Source organism: Schlesneria sphaerica (genome assembly GCF_044336245.1).
GTDB lineage: Bacteria > Planctomycetota > Planctomycetia > Planctomycetales > Planctomycetaceae > Schlesneria > Schlesneria sphaerica.
The window spans coordinates 2,685,882-2,708,910 of the sequence record NZ_CP172346.1 but is presented as its reverse complement, the minus strand read 5'-3'; the positions used below and the strand labels follow the sequence as shown (position 1 = coordinate 2,708,910).

16 protein-coding genes are annotated in these 23,029 nt (G+C 57.3%); 10 read left to right on the top strand and 6 right to left on the bottom strand.

What is annotated here, in order from left to right; all coding sequences use genetic code 11:
• The first annotated feature begins 103 nt into the window (after positions 1-103).
• Positions 104-1,549: a DUF1501 domain-containing protein gene (locus ACGY09_RS09920; protein WP_397571413.1), complete on the top strand. Its 1,446-nt coding sequence runs from the start codon at positions 104-106 to the stop codon at positions 1,547-1,549.
• A gap of 198 nt (positions 1,550-1,747) precedes the next feature.
• Here the strand turns inward: ACGY09_RS09920 and ACGY09_RS09915 are convergent, their stop codons facing one another.
• Complete coding sequence (locus tag ACGY09_RS09915) at positions 1,748-2,851, bottom strand: alpha/beta hydrolase (protein ID WP_397571412.1); 1,104 nt, start codon at positions 2,849-2,851, stop codon at positions 1,748-1,750.
• A 335-nt stretch (positions 2,852-3,186) separates the two neighbouring features.
• Here ACGY09_RS09915 and ACGY09_RS09910 point away from each other — a divergent pair, with 335 nt between their 5' ends.
• The 6 genes from ACGY09_RS09910 to ACGY09_RS09885 all read left to right on the top strand — a co-directional run bounded on the left by ACGY09_RS09910 (position 3,187) and on the right by ACGY09_RS09885 (position 9,917).
• A complete protein-coding gene (locus ACGY09_RS09910) occupies positions 3,187-4,515 on the top strand; it encodes a lipopolysaccharide biosynthesis protein (protein ID WP_397571411.1) in 1,329 nt (442 codons plus the stop codon).
• Positions 4,512-5,834 (top strand): O-antigen ligase family protein, encoded by a 1,323-nt coding sequence (locus ACGY09_RS09905; protein ID WP_397571410.1) that lies wholly within the window; start codon positions 4,512-4,514, stop codon positions 5,832-5,834. Before ACGY09_RS09910 ends, ACGY09_RS09905 begins: the two co-directional genes overlap by 4 nt.
• Before the next feature lie 64 nt (positions 5,835-5,898).
• A complete protein-coding gene (locus ACGY09_RS09900; protein ID WP_397571409.1) occupies positions 5,899-7,308 on the top strand; it encodes a glycosyltransferase in 1,410 nt (469 codons plus the stop codon).
• A gap of 113 nt (positions 7,309-7,421) precedes the next feature.
• Positions 7,422-8,483 (top strand): AAC(3) family N-acetyltransferase, encoded by a 1,062-nt coding sequence (locus ACGY09_RS09895; protein ID WP_397571408.1) that lies wholly within the window; start codon positions 7,422-7,424, stop codon positions 8,481-8,483.
• Positions 8,484-8,494: 11 nt separating this feature from the next.
• Positions 8,495-9,589, top strand: a complete 1,095-nt coding sequence (locus ACGY09_RS09890; RefSeq protein ID WP_397571407.1) for a hypothetical protein — start codon at positions 8,495-8,497, stop codon at positions 9,587-9,589.
• A 58-nt stretch (positions 9,590-9,647) separates the two neighbouring features.
• Complete coding sequence (locus ACGY09_RS09885; RefSeq protein WP_373650427.1) at positions 9,648-9,917, top strand: hypothetical protein; 270 nt, start codon at positions 9,648-9,650, stop codon at positions 9,915-9,917.
• Positions 9,918-10,117: 200 nt separating this feature from the next.
• Here ACGY09_RS09885 and ACGY09_RS09880 read toward each other — a convergent pair whose 3' ends face one another.
• The 4 genes from ACGY09_RS09880 to ACGY09_RS09865 form a co-directional block, all read right to left on the bottom strand.
• Positions 10,118-11,329 carry a Tm-1-like ATP-binding domain-containing protein gene (locus ACGY09_RS09880; protein WP_397571406.1) on the bottom strand — a complete coding sequence of 404 codons (1,212 nt, stop codon included), beginning with the start codon at positions 11,327-11,329 and terminating at the stop codon, positions 10,118-10,120.
• Positions 11,330-11,531: 202 nt separating this feature from the next.
• Positions 11,532-12,722 (bottom strand): FG-GAP repeat domain-containing protein, encoded by a 1,191-nt coding sequence (locus ACGY09_RS09875; protein WP_397571405.1) that lies wholly within the window; start codon positions 12,720-12,722, stop codon positions 11,532-11,534.
• A gap of 89 nt (positions 12,723-12,811) precedes the next feature.
• Positions 12,812-14,134, bottom strand: coding sequence for a DUF1552 domain-containing protein (locus ACGY09_RS09870; protein WP_373650430.1), 1,323 nt, complete (start codon positions 14,132-14,134; stop codon positions 12,812-12,814).
• Between the two features lie 203 nt (positions 14,135-14,337).
• Positions 14,338-18,564, bottom strand: a complete 4,227-nt coding sequence (locus ACGY09_RS09865; RefSeq protein WP_397571404.1) for a DUF1592 domain-containing protein — start codon at positions 18,562-18,564, stop codon at positions 14,338-14,340.
• 283 nt (positions 18,565-18,847) lie between these two features.
• On the opposite strand from ACGY09_RS09865, the gene ACGY09_RS09860 reads away from it, so the two are divergent.
• Positions 18,848-19,219, top strand: a complete 372-nt coding sequence (locus ACGY09_RS09860; RefSeq protein WP_397571403.1) for a rhodanese-like domain-containing protein — start codon at positions 18,848-18,850, stop codon at positions 19,217-19,219.
• Positions 19,220-19,233: 14 nt separating this feature from the next.
• Here the strand turns inward: ACGY09_RS09860 and lhgO are convergent, their stop codons facing one another.
• Positions 19,234-20,430 (bottom strand): L-2-hydroxyglutarate oxidase, encoded by a 1,197-nt coding sequence (gene lhgO / locus ACGY09_RS09855; RefSeq protein ID WP_397571402.1) that lies wholly within the window; start codon positions 20,428-20,430, stop codon positions 19,234-19,236.
• Positions 20,431-20,769: 339 nt separating this feature from the next.
• On the opposite strand from lhgO, the gene ACGY09_RS09850 reads away from it, so the two are divergent.
• A complete protein-coding gene (locus tag ACGY09_RS09850) occupies positions 20,770-21,375 on the top strand; it encodes an RNA polymerase sigma factor (protein ID WP_397571401.1) in 606 nt (201 codons plus the stop codon).
• Between the two features lie 180 nt (positions 21,376-21,555).
• Positions 21,556-22,980, top strand: coding sequence for a protein kinase (locus ACGY09_RS09845; RefSeq protein ID WP_397571400.1), 1,425 nt, complete (start codon positions 21,556-21,558; stop codon positions 22,978-22,980).
• The last annotated feature ends 49 nt before the right edge of the window (positions 22,981-23,029 follow it).

Here is a 23,029-nt window from a genome sequence, read left to right as displayed (position 1 = left end):
CCGGTTGCCCCCTGACAGGCTTTGTTCAGGCGTGGCCGAGTTCGGTGAGACAGCGTGTATCAACCAGGGCGTGGCGTAGAGAGAATTGCGGAGAATTCACTGAATGTCGTTTCAACGGAACTCACAAGAAGAGAACCTCAGGTCACTGGTTTGCCGTCGCGACTTGCTGAAAGTGGGGCCGCTCGCGCTGTCTGCTTCTGTGCTGCCGGGACTTCTGACCGGGACGTCCCACGCATCATTTGCTCCTTCGCCGACAGCCAAGGCCAAGTCCGTGATTTTCCTGTGGATGGGGGGCGGGGTCACACATCTGGACTCGCTCGATCCAAAACCGGACGCGCCGGAGCAGATTCGGGGGACCTTGTCGACGATTTCCACGGCGACCCCCGGCGTTCACTTTTCCGAAGTCTGTCCCAACCTGGCGGCGATTTCGAACGACTTGTGTACCGTTCGGTCCTTCTCGCACGACAGTGACGACCATCTCCTGAGTCAGGTCTACACCCTCTCCGGTCGCAAGGTCACGCAGGCGCAGTTGTTTACCGAACCGAATATTGGTGCGATCGTCCAATATCTGCTGGGACCTCGAAACGGCCTTCCCGGCTACATCGCTGTCCCGGGGATCACTCGGCCAGGACCACCCCCTCATAACTTGTTCGTGGGTGGATGGCTGGGGAATCAGTACGCTCCGTTCTGTGTCGGAGGCCAACCGGACCAGCCCGACTTCACGGTGGGTGAAAAGGAACTGATCCCTTCTCCCGTCGCATTCGAGGACTTGAACCCGCCCGAACTGAAGTTCCCTCACGAAGTCACCATCGGCCGACTGCAACGCAGGAGTCAATTGCGGTCGAGTCTGGAAGACTCACTACGAGGTGTTGAGCAATCCGGGGCCTTGCCGGCCATGGAAGGGCACTTCAGTGGAGCACTGAATCTGTTGACGTCGCCTCAGGTGCGGGATGCGTTCGACATTACAACTGAGGCACCCGAGGTGCGTGACGAGTACGGCCGGACCAAGATCGGCGGTCGCTGTTTACTGGCTCGCCGACTGGTCGAGGCAGGCGCCCGGTTCGTACTGGTCGACTATGGATACGACCCAGACTATGGCAACCTGTGGGATATTCATAACGTTCCCGAACAGAACTTTCCGCACGTCTCGGAGATGTGTAAACGGGGCTACAACGTCGCCGGCATGGATAAGGCGTTCGCCGCTTTGATCACCGACTTGAAGCAGCGCGGCTTGCTGGATTCGACGTTGATCGTGTATCTGACCGAGTTCGGCAGGACGCCGAAGATTAATTCGCTCGGTGGCCGGGATCACTGGGGGGCCTGCGGCTCGATGTTCTTTGCAGGAGCGGGAGTCAAGGCGGGTCAGGTGGTCGGGGCGAGCGACGGTCAGGGGGCTTACCCGACCACACGACCGATCGGGCCTGCGGATATCGCAGCCACGATGTACCACTGTCTCGGGATCGAATCCGAGACACGGGTCCCTGACCGCCAGGGAAGACCGTCACCGCTGCTGGATCATGGTCATGTGATCGATGAAGTGCTGGCCTGAGATTGCCGTACCCCGTTCTCCCCTGCGGTTCAGTGCAGAGGGAGACGTTTGGTCGTGAGAAGTACGAGGCCGGGGGCTATCGCACAGCCAAGTTGCGCGAAGTGACGGGACTGGCGCACCTGGGCAGTGGTAAGCCCTTCCACCAGACGGACTGCGGACGTTTCGCTGAGCGGTCACTCACGGCGTTTTGCGGCGTGTCTATTTTTTGCCTGGCATCAGGCGATCTTCCAGCCACTGGTAGGCTTCCCGGCGCTGGGCATCGGGGAATTCGTGTGGCGCGTCGGGGGTGACGAGCTTTAGCTCGTCGACGGCATCGAAGAGTTTGTAAACGTCGGTTGCTTTCTGGAAGGCCTTGCGAACGCCTTCCACTTCAAAGTTGCTGTCGTGCAGCGGCGAGTTGGAATAGACAGCCCGCGGAGCCAGACCAGCGAGGATCTCGTAGAAGTCAAACGGAACTTTGTCAGCGTTATTCTGATAGATGTCGCGAATGCGAGGCATGTAGCGATCACTGGTCCAGCCCACTAATGCCCCCTTGTAGTAATCGTGAAACGGGGTGAATCCGCAACTGGTGACGATGGCCTTCAAGCGTTCATCGAAGGTTGCAGTAAACAGCGCATTGTGCCCCCCCAGGGAATGCCCGATGACGCCAATCCGCTTCTGATCGACTTGGGGTAATGATTCGAGCAGGTCGACAGCGCGGATGTTGTTCCAGATCGCCTTCATAGACCCACTGGTGTAGTGCGCCCCCTGCTTCTTGAAGTCGTAGGGATACTCGCCGAACGAAGGGTAGTCTGGCACGATGCAGACGAAGCCTCGCTCGGCCAGTTCGTGAGCATAGTAGAGACTCTTCAGTCCCCCCAGTCCCGCAGGTTCGTCCTTGCCGACGTTGTTCGTCTGATGCAGACACAGCATTGCGCCGCGTCGCTCGTTGCTGGCGATCCCCTTGGGGATCAACAGCCAGGCCGGAACGCGGTCGTCCGGTTCAGGGGTGAACTTGATCTTGCGGCGAATGTACTTGTCGGTGATGTCTTCGGACAGGACCTCGACATCCAGGGGGACCCGTCGCGATTCGTCAGGCAGCGGCCCCATGACAATCTGCATGTTTTCGCGAATATGAGTCAGACGCTCCTTCCAGTCTGCCCTGGTTTTGACGGGCCGCTCATTTCCTGCTTTGGATCGAACGACAAGCAGGTTTGAGTGATCTGGATAAGAGACGATCTCTGACTGCGGCTGGTTCGCAGGGGATGACGCTGACAGAAGAGCACAGATTCCGAAGGAGAACACGCAATAGAATCGTCGCATTTTCGTCCTCGAGTGGGGGCAGGGTCAGCGAGTCAGGGCGTGTCGGAAATCCTTGTCAAAAGACTGGCACGACTGCAGACGCTGGCATCGTTCGGGTCGCCAAATCCTGGAAGCGACAAAGCCTAATTCTCGTGTCAGAGGAACGCAAGTTCGCTTGCAAGAACTACAAACGCAAACATTCGGGACTTGAGTTGGCACGGGGGATGGCAAATCCGGGATTGACACTCCGGGGTTTTTAATTGAGATTCCGCTCGCTTTTGCCACAGACCTTCATTGATGTCGTAATCCTGCTATTCCGGATGTCCATGAGCGCAACCTGCTCTGCACCAGCTTCGATGACTTCAGCCATTCGTCGGCCTGCCTCGCTGTCGCGTCGCAGTGGCCTGACCTCGCTGACGCTCCGTCTCGCCGGGGCGGGGGGAATGTTCCTCAGTCACATCGTGCTCGCACGCGCTCTGGGGGTCGAAGCGTTTGGAGAGTATTCTCTCGCCGTTGCCTGGCTGCAGATTCTGACAGTGGTCGGAAAGCTCGGTTTGGATAACACATCGTTGCGTTACGTATCTGAATACGTCACGCGGGGCGAAGTGGGAAAACTGCGTGGCTTTCTGGCGGAATCGGTTCGGGCGTCTCTGCTCGCGAGTCTGGGTGTCACCGGTCTGGGGGTGGTGACCGTGTTCGTCTGCTGGCCCCGACTGGGGGATCACGCTGCCTGGTGCCTGATTGTCGCCCTGACGGCGGTCCCGATCGTTGCCTTACGACAGATTCGGGAAGCCAGTCTGCGTGGTGTGGGCCGCTTATTGGAAAGTCAGATCGGAACGGCGATCTGGCCGCTGGTCTTATCGATTCTCGCAGGGACAGCCTGGTTCTCGCTGGGAGCTTCATTTACCTCGCCCGTGGCGATGCTATTGCATCTGGTCTCGTTGGGATCGGTGTTGCTTCTTGTTTGTCGCTACCAGTGCCGATTGCCTAATTCAGGTGATCAGTCATTTGCCCGTGACGAGTGCTTCTCGGTTTGGCAAAGCACCGCCATGGCATTTCTGTTTGCGGAAGTCTTGATCGCGGTGAAGGCCCGGGCTTGTATTGGACTTGCCGGTATGTTGCTCGACCGTCCGTCAGTCGGACTTTACGGCGCGATGGAAAAATTCGCGGACGTGTCGCTGCTGCTCAGTCAATCACTGGGAATCGTCATCGCTCCGCAGTTTGCGTCTCTGTATGCCGCAGGTCGATTTGCCGAAATGCGAAAACTGATGCGGCAGGGGCAGTTGCTTGGTCTGGGATTCACGTTGCCGGTCGCTCTGGCAGTCGGATTTCTGGGCGATTATGTCTTCGCTTTGCTGGGACCCGGTTATCGTGATGGCTGGTCCGTGCTGATCGCGCTCCTTGTTTCAGCCTGCATCGCGGCATTTTCAGGGCCTGCTGCGTATGTCCTGCAAATGACAGGACGTGAGCGGACGATACTCGCGATCACTGCCGCCTGTGCCGCGACCAATATTTTATTCAGTCTGCTGCTGATGAAGCGATTTGGGATTCTGGGACTGGGACTGGCCCAGATTGCTACCAGCCTGGTTTGGACGGCCGGAGTGCGTGGAGCACTTTGCTGGCATCCTGCCTGGCAGACCGCCACGGCAGACGAGCAGAACGCAGCTCAAGAGGTGACCGCATGAGGATGTTGTGGTTATGGATCCTTGCGGGGGTTGTCGCATGGCCCGTCCACTCGACGGTGGCCACCGTCGGGGGGAAACCGATCGACCTGATGTTGTCCGATCTGCTGTTCCTGGTCATGCCGATTGCTTACCTGTTCGTGAGGTCAACACCGACTGCACAGGAATGCGAACTGGCTCGTGCACCGATTTCCTGGTACCCGCTGACCCCCGCACTGGCACTGATCTGCATCATCTACATGACGGCCCTCGCCGGTGTCGGACTGGGGATCTCGGGTGAGACCGTGCGAGTCTTCTCAGCGTTCAAACTGGCGAAGCCGATCGGGTTCGTGCTGTTGGGAGTTCTGCTCGGATCCTGGACGAATCCGCTGGAATTTGTCGACGTCTTCGGCAAAGTGTTCGCCACGATTGCCGGATTAACGATCTTTTTCACGGTGACCGATCCCAGTTTTCCACTCGGGGAATGGGGTAAGTACATCTTCGAATTTGAACTGAGCGGCTATCCGAATTCCCCGATGAGCTTCTACGCAGTGCTGGTACCACTTGTTATGGCGGTGGCGGACAGTTCGCGAAATCCCACGCTACGGCTGATCTGCTGGGGGATCTCTGCTGGAACGGCACTCATCATTCTGGGATCGATGTCCCGTTCTTCGACGCTCGCACTGTTTTTCGGTGTGACGATCTACCTGGCAATGACAGGACGCCGTGCCTTCCTGGCCGTGAGCTTTGTGCTGATTCTCTTGATGAGTATTGTCGGGTTTGGACTATTCTCTGCATTACGTGACACTCAGGTGGTGACGGTGCTGATGCAGCGTGTGCAGGATCGTGTCGATCGCAGTACCGAATCTGAAGATCCTTCTTCGGGGCGTTTTGAGATCTGGGAGTTTGCTATCGAGTTGTGGGCAGAAAAGCCCGTGTTCGGCTATCTGTTTGAATCGTTCTCCCGCTATGCAGTGGATGTTGACACTCCGCACCAGCAGTATCTGGAGGTCCTCTATAAATGCGGGGGGCTGGGGCTGTTAATCTACGGCACTCTGCTGGCAAGTTGCTTAATGGTGACTCGCCGCTTGCTGCGGTTGACCGATATTGGCAGTCCGGCCTGGTATCGCCTGCATGCGATGGCAGCGATGTTGTGCGGGGTTCTTCTCGGAAACCTGACTCAACCGAACCTGACGTATTCGCTGACGGGGAACATGATTTTCCTGATGTTTGGTTGTCTCTGCAGCGCACGTGCTGTCGTGTCGGCGTCACAGCCTTTGTTTCGGCCAGCGACACGTGAGATTCCTCGACCTCATGTGCAAATCCATCGCTCGGCCGCATGAAGGAGTTTCGTTCGGCAGCAGAAACGTCTGCCAGAGATGGTTGTCCCACAGTGACCGTCCCGTCGTGAACCCAGTCCACCTCGACGGAGGACCAGACGGTCTCGCCAATCGCACGTTTTTCCTGCTCTATGCCTATTTCCATCCCGCCCGAAAGTTGCAGGTTTCTATGAAGACAAACTTGAGCACGCCAGCCCCATCGAACGGCTCTCCTTCGGGCTCAGCGGCGCCGGTCCCATTCAGCGAACATATTCGCCGTCAGTTTGAGAGCCAGCACCGCAGACACGAACTGGCGTCCGATCTCACCTGTTATCGTCCCGGCAATGCTCTGCATTCGATTCGCTACATCGCCCACCCGCATGGGTTGCACGTGGCCCGCTGGTTGAAAGTGCTGTCGTACACTCAGGCCCATGTCACGATTGATACTGCAAATCCGGTCCCAGCTTTTTCGAATGATTTCGTCACGGCAAATCCGGTACTGCCAGCATGGCTCAAGCTGCCGATGACGATCCGGTACTTCCTTGCTGGGCTGGCGCTTCGATACACAAAACCCGCCTGTCCCGACGAATTAATTCATGCCCATTGTGCCTCAGGTAATGGCACACTCGCATGGCTCAGTAGTCGACGCTACGTGCTTGGGACGTACGGCTCCGAGATTTACGGTGCACGGCAGCGTGGCCGGTTGTACTGCTGGTTGCTGAAGCAGATCCTGCAAAATGCCGAACGGATTTCAGTCGGTTCGTTCGAAAGCACAAAGATTCTCGTTGAGGATTTTCAGGTTCCGCCCGAGAAGATCTATTTCTTTCATCTGGGCTATGATGATGAAAACTTCTTCGCCCTGGACCATGCACAGCGGATGGAACTGAGGGCCATTCGTAACCTTCCTGTAGACGAACCCGTCTGGGTCATCAATCGCCGGACAGACCCTCACTACCGGACACAGGAAGTCGTGAACGGCTTCCTGTCGTATAGCCAGATGGGTGGCCGGGGGCGCCTAATCGTTCTGTGTGGCGATCACCAGCCGGAATATACGAAATCCATCTGTGATGAGATCGAATCGCATCCCCACGGTGACCGTGTTGTGGTCGTCGATCGGATGCTCAGCCCGAAAGAACTGGGGAGCTGGCTGCAGATCAGTGATTTCAGTGTCTCGGTCCCCAAGACAGATAACTTCTCGGTTTCGACTCTTGAATCACTCGCCTGTGGCGCGATTCCGATTCTTTCGAACCTGGAAGGCTATGCCATGCTCCGACACTGCAAGCCGGTTCAATGGATGACAAAGTACTCCGTCGCTGACTTTGCACAGATTTTTGCGAAAACGGCGGCGACCTGGCCAACGTCTTACCAGGCGAGCCGAAAAGTTTGTCTGCAGTTTGTCGCCGACGGTTACTCAACAGACGGCGCTGTTCGCGATATCGCCGCCTTCTACCTGGGTGATCGAAGTCGTCAGGCGGTCGTCACGAAGAAGGCTGCTTAAGCCTGCCTGACGGGGAAATCGAACGCGTCTCTGAGAGACGCGTTCGGGAAAGTTCTCACTCAAAGGCTTGCGTCGAACAGTCGGCCGATCTTGCGCAGCAGGAGTCCATGTTCATGGTCAATGAAGCAATGTGTCACACAGCAGTGCCGAACAGGGGTTTGGCATCAGAGGCCGCCGCGCGTTCGGCTGCACCGAAATTATTCTCTGGTCCTGCGGATGCATTCCAGGTTTTCGCCGAATGGTCGGCCCGGCAGATTTACTGGCGAAGTCCATGGCTGCGCGACCAGATCAAACGCTGGAAGACGAAGTCACAACCTGCAGTGCAGTTCGCATCCCGTGCAGACCTGAGCGACTATCTGACGTCGATCGGTGTCATCCCGGGATCACTGGTCATGGCGCATACCTCTGTGTCGGGACTCTCATTCGAGTCGACGGCAGGGGCTGCGAATTCGATCCAGAACTCGTTTCAGGTCGCTCAGGAACTTGTCTCGCTGCTGAAGGAACTCGTCGGTCCTGCGGGGACGCTGGTGATGCCGACGCATCCGATTTACAAAGCACAAGCAGCATCGCAAGCCAGAACGGGAGCACCACCCGTCTATAACCCCAAGACGACACCGTGCGGTGTCGGGTTGGCTAATGAAGTCTTCTGGCGGCAGGCAGGGACTCAGCGGAGCTTGTTTCCTCACAATACCCTCGCCGCCTGCGGACCACTGGCGGATGAGTTGCTCCGCGACAATCTGACCGAGCACAAGTCGCTGCCGCATGGAGAGGATTCAGGGTACTACCGGTTCTGTCAGCGAGACGGGTTGCTGATCAGTGTCGGTGTCCCTCTGGCAAGCTGCTTCACGCTGGTCCATGTCGCAGAGGAATCGCGCGACGCCCATTGGCCGGTGAAGAACTTTTTCGAAGAACGGGAATACGTTGTTCGTTCACAAGGTGTCGATCGGACCGTGACGATCCGAAAGACTCGTTCCGATTTCATGAAGTTCAGCTTCTGTCTGCGGAAGTTGCGTCGAGACCTTCTGCGGGAAGGTGTGCTGCACGAGGGCAAAGTCGGTTCTGTGCGGGTTGACTGGGCGTCGTCGGCAGAAATGATCGACTTTATCTCACGTCGCAACCAGAATTCCACCTATCCCTATTTCGGTACGGGGTTCGTTCCTCGGCCTGCCCCGTAGGAGCCCCCCTCATGTCAGCATCGATCTCGCTGGAAGGTCGACAAAAGAAGATCATTCCGGGGCGAGCCCTGTACGTGGCCGCCAACGGTGATCTGTATCTCTGTCGTGGCTGCCAGATTTATCGCTCGTGCGACCGGGGACAGACGTGGCTGCTGGATTGTTACGTCCCCTCGTTTGGCTGGAAGCATCATTGCTCGCGAGTGCGGGTGCTCGCACGATTACTGCGCTGGTACATCGCGGCCCTGCATGTGCTGCCGGACGGAAGCCGACTGGCGATTGCGCGGGACGGGATCTACCGTGCCGCGGCGGGTGAACAGCAGATGACGCGTGTCTTTCAAGTGGAGCGGGGTTCTCGCCCGTTGAACTTTTCCGTTGATGGCTCGCGGGTTCTGTTCGGGGAATACGGGAGTGGCCTTGAGAACTCTGAAGTGCTGATCTATGTCTCGGAAGACTCAGGTCAAAGCTTTCAAGCAGGCTTCCGCTTTCCACAGGGGGACATCCGGCACGTACATCACGTCATGGTGGACCCGTTCGAGGGGAACTATTGGGTTCTGGTTGGTGATTTCGGCAGGCAGACCGGTGTCGGTGTTCTTTCGCGTGATCTGAAGCACCTGGAATGGCTCGGACGTGGCACACAGCGGTATCGGGCTGTCTCGGCTCTGATTGATCGCGATGGCCTGACTTACGGCACGGATTCGGATCGAGATCACAATTTCATCGTCCGGCTCGATCGAAAGACGGGACGGATCGAGGAACTGCTTCAAGTGGAAGGAAGCTCACTTTACGCGGCTCAGTTCGGTTCACTGAGGCTGATCTCGACCGCGGTGGAACCAAATCCATATTGCCGTTCCCGTGAATGTTGTCTATATGGAAGCACCGAGGGGGGCGACTGGCAGCGGCTGGCCGCTCACCGGAAGGACGTGTTAAGCCCGGTCTATTTTCAGTTCGGAGCACTTGTACTTCCCTACACCCAGCAAACCAGGGATGGACAGTCACCGTCAGAAAGCGACTTGATGTACAGCGGTCAGGCCGTCACCGGACTCGATGGCCGCGTAGCCCTGATTCACGGAAACAGGGAGCCTGGCAACGTGGCCCGGGCAGCCTGAGCTGATTCACCCCGCAGTCGGATTTCTGCGGCAGACTGTTCTAATGGAGGAGAGATCCATGTCCACAGCCAACACCAGTTCCGTCGCAGAAAAGTTCACCGAAAGCGAAGTCATCGGACTGGTTGCCGAAGCTCTCGACGTTCCGGCTTCCACGCTGAACTCCGCCAGTAAGGCGGTCGACGTTCCTGAATGGGATTCGATGGGGATCCTGGGGATTCTGTCAGTGCTGGATCGTGAAGGGATCAAGTGCGACATCGGGAACACCGAATCGCTGCAGTCGATCGCGGGAATTCTGGAAACATGCCGCAGTGCAGGACGCCTGAAATAGTTCGGAACCGCGCGGCCGCATGATTGAGTGCCCGACGATTATTTGAGTGCCGTCGCTTCAGTCGGGGTGAACATTTAGCGTTTCCTTGGGGACTTTTTTGTATTCGCCGAGCGTGAGATTGATCTTTCGATGCTTGAGAACCTGGTTACGCCAGAACAGGTAACAGCGTCGGTCAGATGTCGCACAACCAATGCATTCTGTTACCGAATGAGCTCCAGTAACTTCCTCGCTGCGGCTTCGGCGAATTCGGTGTCGTTAATGTGGTGGTCCAGTTCCATCAGTTCTACCGCGCCATGCGTCGAGCGAATTCCGTCGAGCAGTGCCTGACGTGCTTCCGGATAGTCGAAAGGTTTATCCGTCTGATCGATGGCCGAGACTCCCTTTTGTGGAAACAGGATTGCAGTGGGGCCCTTTGCGGCCGCGGCCTTTCTTCCGAGTTCTGCTCCCAGTTGGCGGTTCTCGTCCACAGTCGTTCGCATCAGCGTCACTGTGGCATTGTGCTCGTAGAATTGTCGATTCTTGAACTGATCGGGAACGGTGTTTCTGGGGCCGAAGTTCACCATGTCGAGAGCCCCCACTGAGATGACTTGCGGCACACCTCGTCGACCCGCTGCTGTGAGACGCGTCGGACCCGCAGTCAATGTGCCGCCGACAAGTTCATCCGCCAGTTCGGTGGTGGTGATATCCAGAACTCCTGCGAACAGTCCGTCAGCGATCAGTCCTTCCATGGCTTCCCCGCCGGTCCCAGTGGCGTGAAATACCAGGACCTCGTATCCCGCCGCCTCAAGAATCTGCCGCGCCCGTTCCACGCAGGGTGTCGTGACCCCAAACATGGTCGCTGCAATCAGCGGACGATCGACTGATGGTGACGTCTCGCTCACAGAGGCGCCGCGCCGGACCATGCCCGCCATGGCATGCGCAGCATTGGTCAGAATGACGCGGCTGATTCTGTTGATGCCAGCGATATCGACGACCGCATTCATCATCAGGATGTCTTTACTCCCCACGTACGGACGCGTCTGTCCTGAAGCGAGTGTGCTGATCATCAGCTTGGGAACCCCCAGCGGCAGGGCCCGCATCGCTGACGTTCCGATGCTGGTCCCGGCAGATCCCCCCAGCGATATAATCCCGTCGACTTCTCCACGTGCGTGGGCTTCCCGTATCAGCCGAGTGGCCCCCAGCGCCGCCAGTGAGACCGCCTTGCCGCGGTCTCCTTCCCGACGGACGTTATCCAGCAACCACTCCGCAGCCTGAAACACCTCGTGCCGTGAAATGTCGGCGTCGATGACGGGCTCACCCAGGCAGCCCGTGTCGACGATGCAGGTGGGGATCGCGAGCTGGTGAAGTAAATCGCGAAGGAAACCGACTTCAGCCCCCTTGGTATCCAGCGTTCCCAGAAGATATACGGTCATCGAATTTCCTCGACTGCAGGAAGCGGACAGGCAGAGACTCGTTCGGGATCTGACCAGATCGGATACACGGCCTGTTACCTTGAAGCCATGGACTGGTGACACCGCGAATACGAAATTGCTGTACCTTCGCACTGACTGTAACACAGGCCGGGCGTGAGCCGAATTTTCTTACATCGCGGGAACGTGAGCCGGAACCACCGTCTTATTGCCCCCGGTTGAGGTACAGTTTGACATTTTGAGTCGCACGCCCTCCGGCAAGAAGATCCAGCTTGCCGTCCCCGTTGAAATCGGCAATCAGAGCATCCTCCACGGCGATGCCGCCATTGTCGATCACGTGTCGTGTCCACCTCTGTGAGGAAGGATCGTCTTGCGAGAAGACGTACAGCCCGGGACCCTTAATCTCACCTGTTCCCGGTTCACGGAAGCCGACCAGGATTTCATCCCCGCCGTCCCCGTCCAGGTCCGCGGTCCAGACGGCGTGCCCCTGTTTCAGCTCGGATTCGATGACCCGTCGTTCCAGGGGAAACTGACCTGATTTCGATTCGGTGTAGACTGCGACGCTGGTTCCGTGCATGGGCTCGACGGTCGCGACGAAACGCTTTCCCTGCTTTGTCTTCCCCAGCTTAATTTCGCCGGCCCCACGAAGTTCCGGTTTTGGTGATTCGGCCCCGCTGCCAATCCGCCGTTTCAAAAAGGCGTTTCCGGGACGGTGGATCACGAACAGGCCTTCTTCACTGGCGGTCAACGTATCTTGTGTGCCATCACCGTCCCAGTCGGCGTGTGTGTGACCGTGGACGCGATTCAGTGTCTCGTCAATCGGCGTCCCGATCCAGCGATCCATCTTCGGGTCCTTGGGAATTGAGAAGGCAAGCAGACGCACCCCTTCGTTCCCGTCGATACTGCGGTTTAGCGGCGACACCACCAGTTGCGGCTGACCTTCACCCAGAACATCCGCGAAGCTCATCCGGTGCGTGCTTTTCTCGTGGGCGATCAGGTGGACGGTCCAGGGATCTTCAGGTTTTTCGCCACGAGTCACCCACTGAATACTCCCCGTATTCGTCTTGATCCAACCGGCGCCCAAGGCGAAATCGATCTTGCCGTCGCCGTCGACATCGTGGACGGCGATGCAGACATTGTCCATTTCGGTCTGGTTATCGAGAATGACGTGCTTTTTCCAGGTCGGTGCTTCATACCACTGGAGTCGGTTTTCGCTGACCGCCACGATGTCGAGCTTGCCGTCTCCGTTAACGTCGGCTTTGGTAACGGCGTAACAGACGGCGCCAATCCTCGGATCGATGGTCTGCGCCGTGAACTTGGGACAACCGGCCAGAGCTGGCTGAATCAAGGTCAGGATGGAAGTGAAGAACGCGGCCATCGAGTAGCAGAGACGCATGAATACACCTTCGTGAACGATGCAATGAGATCGGCATTAGTCAGAAATTGAGCGTGGAATGGAATCCATTCCACGCTCAGGCCGGCAGATTACACCTCGGGCAATGCTTCAGTCGCATCGCCAAACTTGTCGAGGTTCACACCCATCTTGTTCATCATCGAGAGATACAGGCGGCACATCTGTCTGTTCGATTGCTCACGATAATCGAGGACTTTTCCGGTCTTGATCTGGCCGCCGCCCCGTCCCACCATCACGACAGGCAACTGAGTTGCGTCGTGGCTGCCGCTCATCATGCTCGAGCAGAACATCAGCATGGTGTTATCCAGCGCCGTTCGCTCCCCTTCCTGAATCGCGTCGAGTCGCCTTGCGATGTAAGCCACCTGCTCGACGAAGAACTGATTGACCTTCAACCAGTCTGGTGTGTCCGAGTGTGACAACAAGTGATGGATCATGTAGTCGACGTTGAGGTGCGGGAACCGCAGCGAAGAATGATCGTTATTCAGCTTCAGCGTGCAGATTCGTGTGGTGTCGGTCTGGAAGCCGAGCACCATGATGTCACACATCAGCCGCATGTGTTCGGCGATATTCTGCGGAATCCCTTCGGGCGGACGAGGCATGTTGGGCTTGTCGAGCGTAGGACGCCAGCCCTGAAGTTCACCCAGCTTTCCGGCGTTCTCGATGCGCTGTTCGACATCCCGGACTGAATCGAGGTATTCATCCAGTTTGCGCTGGTCTGCGGTACTGATCGATCGACGAATTTGCCGGGCGTCAGAAAGGACCGCATCCAGAACACTCTTGTCCCCGCGCTGAACTTCGTCCTTGAACAGACGATCGAAGGCGAGCGACGGATACAACTCCAGCGGCGTAGGTGTGGTTGGTGAGCTCCACGAAATGTGAGAGCTGTAGATCATCGAGTAGTTTTTATGGACAGATGGGTTCGCCGCCTCGCAGCCCAGCACCAGGCTTGGCACTTTGGTAGTGCGACCGTAGGTCTGTGCCAGTAACTGGTCGACGCTGGTTCCTGAATGAATCTCGCCCCCCGCGGCAAGGGGAGCTCCGGACAACAGGTTGCCCGTTTGCGAACTGTGAATGTTCCCTTTCAGAGCCTGTTCGTTGTAAAGACCGCGAATGAAGAGTGTCTTATCGCGGAAATCATTCAGTGGTGCGAGCACCTGGCCTAACTCGAGTCCCCCCGGTGTTTCCTTGGCCCACCACTCCCTGGCGTGAAAGCCGTTTCCCGCAAACAGCACGGCGAGCCGGACGGGAGGTTGACTTCCCTTCTCGCTGCCCCGTGTTTCGTCACCCCAAACCTTGAGTGATTCCATCCAGGGGAGAGCCATCGTGACTCCCAGCCCCCTCAGGAATGCGCGTCGGTTGAATGGATGCGAGACGGGCGACATGTCACGGCGCATGGCAAGGTTCCTTCGCAATTCGTTTTCAGATTGGTGAGGTCATCAACGTCAGAAAGTAAGGGGCAAAGTGAGCGGGTAATAGCGATCCTGGTATGGCATTGGCGCCCGGTTTCTTCACATTTGCAGCCCTGCTAGGGGATGCGGCGGGCACTCTTGCCGACGAATTCAAGTACACGAACAGCGTTCCGTTGTAGAGCTGTATTCTACTCCGGGACATTGCCACGTTGGAACCTGAATTGTTGACTACGAAGGATTGTTTCGACCGCGGCCGAGAATCGGTAATCATTCGATTGCAGGTTCGCGATCATTTCATCCAACAACGGTTCGTCAGACAACTGGACACCACGGGCGAGCGAATAACCGAGCAATTTCTTGCAGAAATGTTTCAGGAAATCGTTGCGACGGGCCTGCAGGAGATAATCTCGTAGACCAGACTCGCCGGTAAACCGCGTTCCGTTGGGCAGTTCGACATTGACATCGATGACTCGTCCACCCAGATCGCGATCACGACGGCGGCCAATCGCATCGAATCCCTCCAGCGAAAAGCCGAAGGCATCGATCCGGTCGTGACAATGAGCACACGCCGCATTACTGCGATGCTTTTCGGTCAATTCGCGGACGGTCAGATCTGTATCCGTTTCGCTTTCGGGCAGTGGTGGAATATTCGCCGGTGGCCGCGGCAGCTTTTCCCCCAGCAGGCTTTCCAGCACCCAGTTGCCGCGCAGAATGGGACTTGTGCGCGAAGCACCCGATTGCTGCGCCAATGTGGTCGCGAACGTCAGGATACCTCCCCGGCCGTACTGTCGAATGCCGTTAACGCGTCGCCATTCAGGCCCGTTCACACCGGGGATTCCATAGTGCTTCGCGAGGGATTCGTTCAGGAAGGTGTAGTCGGCATCGAGAACATCCAGTACCGAGCCGTCCCGTTGGAACAGGTCCACGAAAAACTGGACCGTCTCTTCATACATGTCATCACGCAAGTCACTGAACGTGGGGAAGACTTGATCGCTTTTTTCACTGTGCGAATCGAAGTCTCTCACCCCCAGCCACTGGCAGGCGAATTCGGTCGACATCGCACGAATCCGTTCTGATTTCAGCATTCGTCTGGCCTCGGCCACCAGCGTATCGGGTTCGTGCAGGTGTTCTGCGCTCGCCAGATGATTCAGCTCGGCATCGGGTGGTGCAGACCAGAGGAAATAGCTCAGGCGGCTGGCAAGTGCCCAATCATTCACAGGGACGATTTCTGTTTCCGCCGTCGTACTCGCAGCGAACGGTTCGACGCGATAGAGAAACGCAGGAGCGATAAGGACGCGTGCCAGCGTGTAACGGAAGGCCTCTTCATGGGGCAGCTCCTGCTCGCGCAGTTTCCGGTAGAGATTTCGCAGATCGTGGGTTTCCTGATCTGTGAGCGGTCGGCGATAGGCGCGGCTGGCGAACTGAATCAACTGATCGAGCTGACGGGGTTCTGCATCCACCAGTTCCTGCTCAAACTGCTTCGCGCGATCATAAATCGGTTTTCGCAGGGGTTCAAAAACCTTTGGGTCGGCATCCTGGGTGGCAAACTCCATCAACTGGTTGTACGCATCGACCAGGGTCAGGGCATCTCGACTGACGAAATGAAGTTCGCTCCACAGGCGGTCCAGTTTCCTCGCCTGCTCTTCGTTGAGCATCAGGTTGACCAGGTGGCGGTCTTCGCGGAAGAAGAGCGTCAACGTGACAACTTCGTCCACAGGGACAATGCGCGAATAGCACAGTGCCGCTGGGAACAGGTTGCGGAACGATTCGAATCCCGCTTCAACGCGCTTTCGGGCCGTGCTGGAGTCGCTGACCAGAATCGGCGTTGAGTGCTGCAGCACCCATTTGTTGTCCGTCCACTGGCTATTCGCATTGACCGCGGTCACTTTACTGGCGATCAGACCCGCAGCCGCGTCTGGTTTCGTTGTCAGGACCTGAAGTTGAACGGTACCTTCCTTGCCCGTCTCGGGATGAAGGATGCCTGACGTGACGAGTTCGTATCCCGCTGCAAAATCGGCTGGCAATCGAACTTCGATGACGGAAGGGGCCTTAACGCAAAGGCTTTCCGATTCGATCTTCTGGCCATTCGGGTGAACTCCGAAGAGCGCGGGGTCGGGGCCCCAGACGTCTGATTTCGCAGACGTTCCCGCAGTTTTGTTTTCCTTCAAGGCCGGTAGAGGCATTCCTCCGAAGAGTGGACCATTGAGGGATCGAAGCTGACGTCGCAGTTCCTGATCCGCGGTCTTTCCATTCTCGCGAGGTTCTTCGATCAGCAGTCTTTGAATTTCCTCCGCCAATTTCTGTCGGGCCGCAGGATCCTTCTCAACTTGCCACTTCGCCAGCAGTGACCCCTCGGGGATGACAGGTCCCTGGGACGCACTGTTGACGGGCTCTGTATAGAAGTGCCAGATCGCTTCGTTGCCGAAACGATCGGCATGAGGGTTACCGGCATGAATATCGGGAGACACGTCGGCGGAAAGGTCCCATGACCGGCCACCGCTTTCCGTAGAGGTGATTGTCAGATCGATGGCGGTCAGATCGCACGAATGATTTCCGTCGCGTGGTCCAATCAGCAGCGAGATGACGTCCTCGGGCTGGACTTTCAGATCGGCGATCGGATCCGCGACCACAACCTGGTCGCCATGAGAGATTCCGTTCCGCAGTCGCTGCCGCGTTGCACCGCGCCGCAATTCAAGAGTCCAGGTGACCCCGTTCCCGCACTCGGGATGAGCATGCTGAATCTTGGCTTCGACTCGAACGGCAGCGGACACCGGGCTCTTCCACCCGACCACAGCCTGACGGTCGGGTGATGGGTGAACGGTGACTCCGTGGGGCTTGAGATTTCCCGGAATCCGAACGTGCTCGCCCGACGAGTTGGCCACCATCAGGGGCGTTTCGTGACTTCCCCAACCTTTGGCAAAAGCATAACCCGAGATGTTCGAGAGCTGATTAGTGAAGTAGTTTTCGATCTGAACGTGCCCGCCCGTCCCGACCCCAACGTAGTTCAACCAGGCGGCGAGCAGGTCAGCAACGACTTTGTGACGCTTTGCAAGGTCCGCAAGTTCGACGTTACCCTGGGCGGCACCCGCTTCGGTGGCTGCAGCCAGACATCGCACTGTTGCTGCAAAGGAGCGATCACGCCGCTCGGCCAGTTCGGCGGTGACTCGGCGGACATCCCGCAAGAGTACATCCGGCCGGCCGGGTGCGACCAGGCGAGGCTGCTGCCAGACGACGTAGTCATGTTCGTTACCATCTCCGCCGTCCATCGTCGTGAGATAGACCGAGACCTGCTCGCCGTCGCTTGACGCGGGCAGTTTCATGCGGATGTCGGTTCGGGTGGTGATGGGACTGACAGGTTCCATCCACGCCTTGGGGCCACCCACTTTGCCGATATGTCCGATGCTGGTGAATCGCCATAACGCCTGCTGCCACTGAGCGATTTCTGCAGCAATTTGCGGAGTGTCCCTGGGAGTCGCGTCACGCCACTGGCTGCGAAGTCGATCGAACAGAAACGAAGGTTCCTCGCTGGTCAGCGTGCTCCAGAGCATTCGCAGATACTTCGGACTCAGGCTTCGTTCTTCCGCGACTTTCTCGATTGTCTTTCGCCCTGATTTCAGAGCGTCTCGTTCCTCCAGCGTTGCCAGCAGATACTTCGTGACGGGCAACCGGCCGCCACCATTGGTATCGAAAACGATTCCCTGCAGGTTGACCTGCGTTCCCCCCTCAGCGTCGGTGAACTCACCGTACACTCCACGAATCTGGGCGAGCAACTCATCCGTCCAGTCGCGCGGAGTCACCGTCGCAGAGAACCGAAAGCCGTGTGGCAAGAGGATCGCGTGATTGGCGATTTCTTTCGCGGCGTCAAAATACTTTGTGACCATCGCCGGAGACATGGCGAGCGCGTTGCCCAGGTTCGTAAACCCTTCACCCGCTGCGCTGTCGACCGGAAATTCTCGAGCTGGCGAAAGTGTGGGGACGCCCGTCAGGTCCCGAATCGTGTTGGTGTATTCCACATTATTGAGACGTCGCAGCACGACTCGTCCCGGATCACCGGCTCTCGATTTGGCTTCCAGTTTCAGGTATCCGCGCACCCATTGCTTGAGCCGGGTTCGCTCGGCGTCAGTCGGCTGGGGAGCGTCCTTGGGCGGCATCTGACCGCTCTCAAGCATCTCGTTGACCTTCTGCCAGACTTCCGGATGCTTGCGCACTTCGTCCAGCGAGGGAAACGCGGTCAGATCGATGTCCGCTTCGCTGAGCTCGGGTGAGTGACAGTTGTCACAAGTGCGAGAAATAATCCGACGAACGTCGTTAGAGTAGGATCGAGAGAACTCAGAAAAGTCCGTCGGCTCAGCGGCGAGCGTGATCCCGCAGGTCACGATGGAACCAGCGACTACCCAATTGAGAAATCTTACCATCTGCATTCGTCGCGCTCCGAATGATTGAATGAACCTCAATGTCCGTGCCCCATCATCGCAGGTTTTGCGATCGTATCAAACAGACACGATGCGTTTTTACTCAGATTGAGAAGGATCTTTCCGGTCGCGAACGGTGATTGCTTGTCGATGTCTGCGGCACTCTGATATTTTCAAACTCGGCCTGATTTCAGGTGAGCTTCGACGTTCTGGACGGAACCTCATCTCGATCAATTCTTAGAATGGACTTGTGGACACCAGAAGTGGTGCAGAAGGATATTACGATATGGCAAATCATGCGCCTCGCTTCCTGCAACTCGTTGAAGCCGTTCGGGGCAATATCCGCGAGTGTACGGTCCGGGACGTCGAGAAGAGGATCGCGGCCAACGAACAGTTCCTGCTGTTTGATGTCCGTGAAGAGAGTGAGTTCGCGCAGGGGCATCTGCCGGGGGCGAAGTCACTCGGCAAAGGGATCATCGAACGCGATATCGAAGCTCTTGTTCCCGATTTCGATCGCGAGATGGTGCTGTACTGCGGCGGTGGATTCCGTTCGGCCCTGGCCGCCGACAATCTGCAGAAGATGGGCTATACCAACGTCATCAGTATGGATGGCGGCTTTCGGGGCTGGAAAGAAGCAAATCTCCCCATCGAAAAATGATTCGGTGACTGTGGTCAGAACCGCGGAGCCAGTTTTTCGACTATCAGCTTTCCAATATTCAGAGAGGCGGTCGCAGCCGGGGAGGGTGCATTGCACACGTTGACGACCAGATCGTTCTCTTGAATCAGAAAGTCATCGACCAGTCGGCCATCTCGTGTCAGTGCCTGTGCCCGGACACCTGCCGGGGCAGGGACAAGGTGCTCGCTCTGAATTTCAGGGACCAGCCGCTGCAGCGCCGCCACGAATGCGTCTTTGCTGAACGAGCGATGGAATTCGTTCCAGCCCGCGCGCCAATGCTTCCAGGCCATCCTCAGGAAGCCGGGGTACGTCAGTGATTCGAGGGTGTCGAACAGATTGAAGCTGGTCTTGTAGTAACCCTCACGCGCGAACGAGAAGACGGCGTTGGGCCCACATTCGACCCCCCCATGAATCATGCGGGTAAAGTGGACACCGAGAAACGGAAACTCGGGATCAGGTACAGGATAGATGAGGTGCTTGCACAAGTGCTGCGCTGAGGGTTTCAGCTCAAAGTATTCGCCACGGAAAGGGATGATCTGGGCATTGGGCCGAACCCCCGACAGCCAGGCAAGTCGATCGCTTTGAAGTCCGCCGCAATTCACAACCAGACGAGCTTCCAGTTCGCCCGCTTCATTCTGAACGACCATACGGTTATCGCTGCGGAACATCCCCGTCACTTTGGCGCTCATCTTGATTTGACCGCCCGCCTGTTTCACGCGTTCGGCCAGCCGTTCTGCCACTTGGCGGTAGTCGACAATTCCTGCATCGGGAACGTGAATCGCCTGGACCCCCAGGACGTGGGGTTCAATTTCTTTCAGTCGCTCGGGCCCGATCAGTTCGCAGCGGATTTCATTGGCGAGACCTCGCTCGTAAATTCGTTCGAGCTGCGGGATCTCTTTGGAATTGACGGCAACGATGACTTTACCGCAGCGTTCAAACGGAATGTTTTCCTTCAGGCAGAATTCTTCCATCGCAAGGCGGCCATCGCGGCAATTGGTGGCACGCAGCGAACCGGGTTTGTAGTAAATCCCTGAATGGAGAACTCCCGAATTGTGGCCGGTCTGATGCTGAGCGACCTCGCGTTCTTTCTCGAGAATCGTGACCTTCCGGTCGGGAAACTGTTCCAGCAGACGGTAGGCCGTAGCCAGGCCGATGATCCCTCCACCGATGATGACGACGTCTGATTGCTGCATATTCCATCCTGTATGACTGGCTGGTGACCAACGCGAACATCCCGTCACGCCAGAGCACCCGCAGCAATATAGTTAACCTGAACGCTCGAAACTAACCATCCTGCCTGTAATTCCAGTCTCCCCGAACGGCTCGATCCAGTCGAACCACCTCAGGCATCGGCTGAGATGTCCGTCGCACAAGTATCCACTCCTGAATTAAAGGGAAAGTCCCTCGCCCCACGATCGTTCCGCGGGCAGGCTGCAAATTCTTGTAAGATTTCCGTGCGGCAGTTGTGTTACTTTTGTGGGCCGCATCGTGACACGAACCTGCACGGTTGGCCTCCTTTTCCTGAGGCATCAATGGCACCTGTTCCGGATACTCGACCGAGTCTTGTTCTGCGGCTCCGCGATACGCGGGATCAGCAGGCATGGACGACATTTCTCGAAATCTATCAGCCGCTCATTTATCGCCTGATTCGCACTCGACACGTGCAGGACGCGGATGCCCGTGAAATCACACAGGAGGTGCTGCTGGCGGTTGCAGGTTCAATCGATCGTTGGGAGGTTGATCCGGGGCGGGGGACCTTTCGGGGCTGGTTGTCCACGATCACACGCAATCTGGTTGTGAACTTCCTGATCAGACAATCGAGACATCCGCGAGGTCGGGGCGACGCGGATTTTCAGCAGGTGATGGTTGATCTGCCGGCTCCGGAAGGGGATGAGTCGGCACTCTTCGACCTGGAACAGCGCAGGCAGGTCTTTCGCTGGGCTGCCGATCGAATTCGGAATGAATTTCGAGAATCCCACTGGCTCGCCTTCTGGCGAACCGCCGTCGAGGGGCACCCGGTGGCTGACGTCGCACGTGAACTGCAAATTTCTACAGGCCTGATTTACGTCTCACGCAATCGCGTGATGAAACGGTTACGAGAAAAGGTGGAAGAATTTGAGAAGAAAGATGTTCGATAGTCGTTCCTTTCGCTGAGCAAGAACTTTTTCGCCTCGGTTTCGGCTGGCCCTGCGCACTCGTGCTGCGTCAGGGCCAACTGACAGAATCGATTCCTCGCTGAATCAGAGGGGACGCTAATTGATCGGCGGACCGTGATACGGCAATACGGCGTTGTCCAGGCAATCTCAAAGAGCTGAACCATGTTTACTCGCATGTCCCATTATGATCGGGAACAGTTACAGCGAATGCTGAATGGTGAGTTGCCTGAGGCAACCCAAACAGCCGTCGTGCGACATCTCGAAGACTGCACCGGTTGCCAGCAGCAGATGGAATCCCTGGCGGCCACGGCACATTGGTGGGAAGAAACGCGTGATGCGTTGGCGGGGCTCCAGCCTCACACGAATTCATCCGAATTCAGTGGACTTTCGATGCATCCAGCAGAGGAGTCCATCCGCACCGTTCCGCTTGATTTCCTCGCCCCTTCTGACAATCCGGCAATGCTCGGAAGGTTGGGTGAGTTTGAGATTCTCGAGGAGATCGGCTGCGGTGGAATGGGAATTGTGCTCAAGGGCTACGACCACGAACTGAACCGGTACGTAGCTGTGAAAGTGTTACACCCGTTCTGTGCGACGAGTGCCGCGGCACGGCGCCGGTTTGTCCGGGAAGCTCAGGCGGCGGCTGCAATCGTTCATCAGCATGTCGTTGCGATTCATGCCGTGGATGCCTCTCATCATCCGCCGTATCTCGTGATGCCGTATGTTCCCGGCGAATCGCTGCAGCAGCGATTGACCCGCGTGGGATCGCTGGATGTCGTCGATACGTTGCGGATCGGGCAGCAAGTAGCAGACGGGCTCGCAGCAGCACACGCTCAGGGACTGGTCCATCGTGATATCAAGCCAGGCAATATCTTGCTGGAGCGGAATGTTGAACGCGTGCTGCTGACCGATTTCGGACTGGCTCGCGCGGCGGATGATGCGAGTTTAACGCGAAGTGGGGTCATCGCCGGGACCCCTCAGTTCATGTCGCCTGAACAGGCTCGCGGGGATCAGGTCGATCACCGGACCGATCTGTTCAGTCTGGGAACGGTGCTTTACACGATGCTGGCAGGGCATTCTCCCTTCCGGTCCGAAACGGCGATGGGCGTCCTGAGGCGTGTTTGTGAGGAAACACCCCGTCCGCTACGCGAGATCAATCCAGCCGTGCCTGATTGGCTGGAAGCATTGATTGCCAGGCTGCAGGCGAAGCAGAGCGACGACCGATTCGAGGATGCCCATCAAGTTGCTGCACTTTTGCAGAACTGTCTGGCTCACGTTCAGCAACCAACACGGGTTCCGCTGCCGGTTGAAGTCATGGAGTTAGTCCGGCGGCCAACGCGAATAACGCGATGGCAATATGGCCTGGTTGCGATCCTGCTGTTCGGCGTATGCGGGGCAATCTGGGCCTCACGTCCCCCTGCGATTGTTCCCATGCCGCATGCCAGTGTCAGTCCTCCCACGGAGGCTGCGGTGTTAATGCCGACTCCCGCCGATGACGGAGCCAATGATGGATGGGATGACGAGTTACAACCCGAGACCGATGCAGTCCTGGGAAAGCTAAAGGCGTTAGAGAACGACAGTGAATTCTAAGGTTGACGGTTTCGGTGGTCACCGATAACCGCGTCGTCGTTCCGCCGAG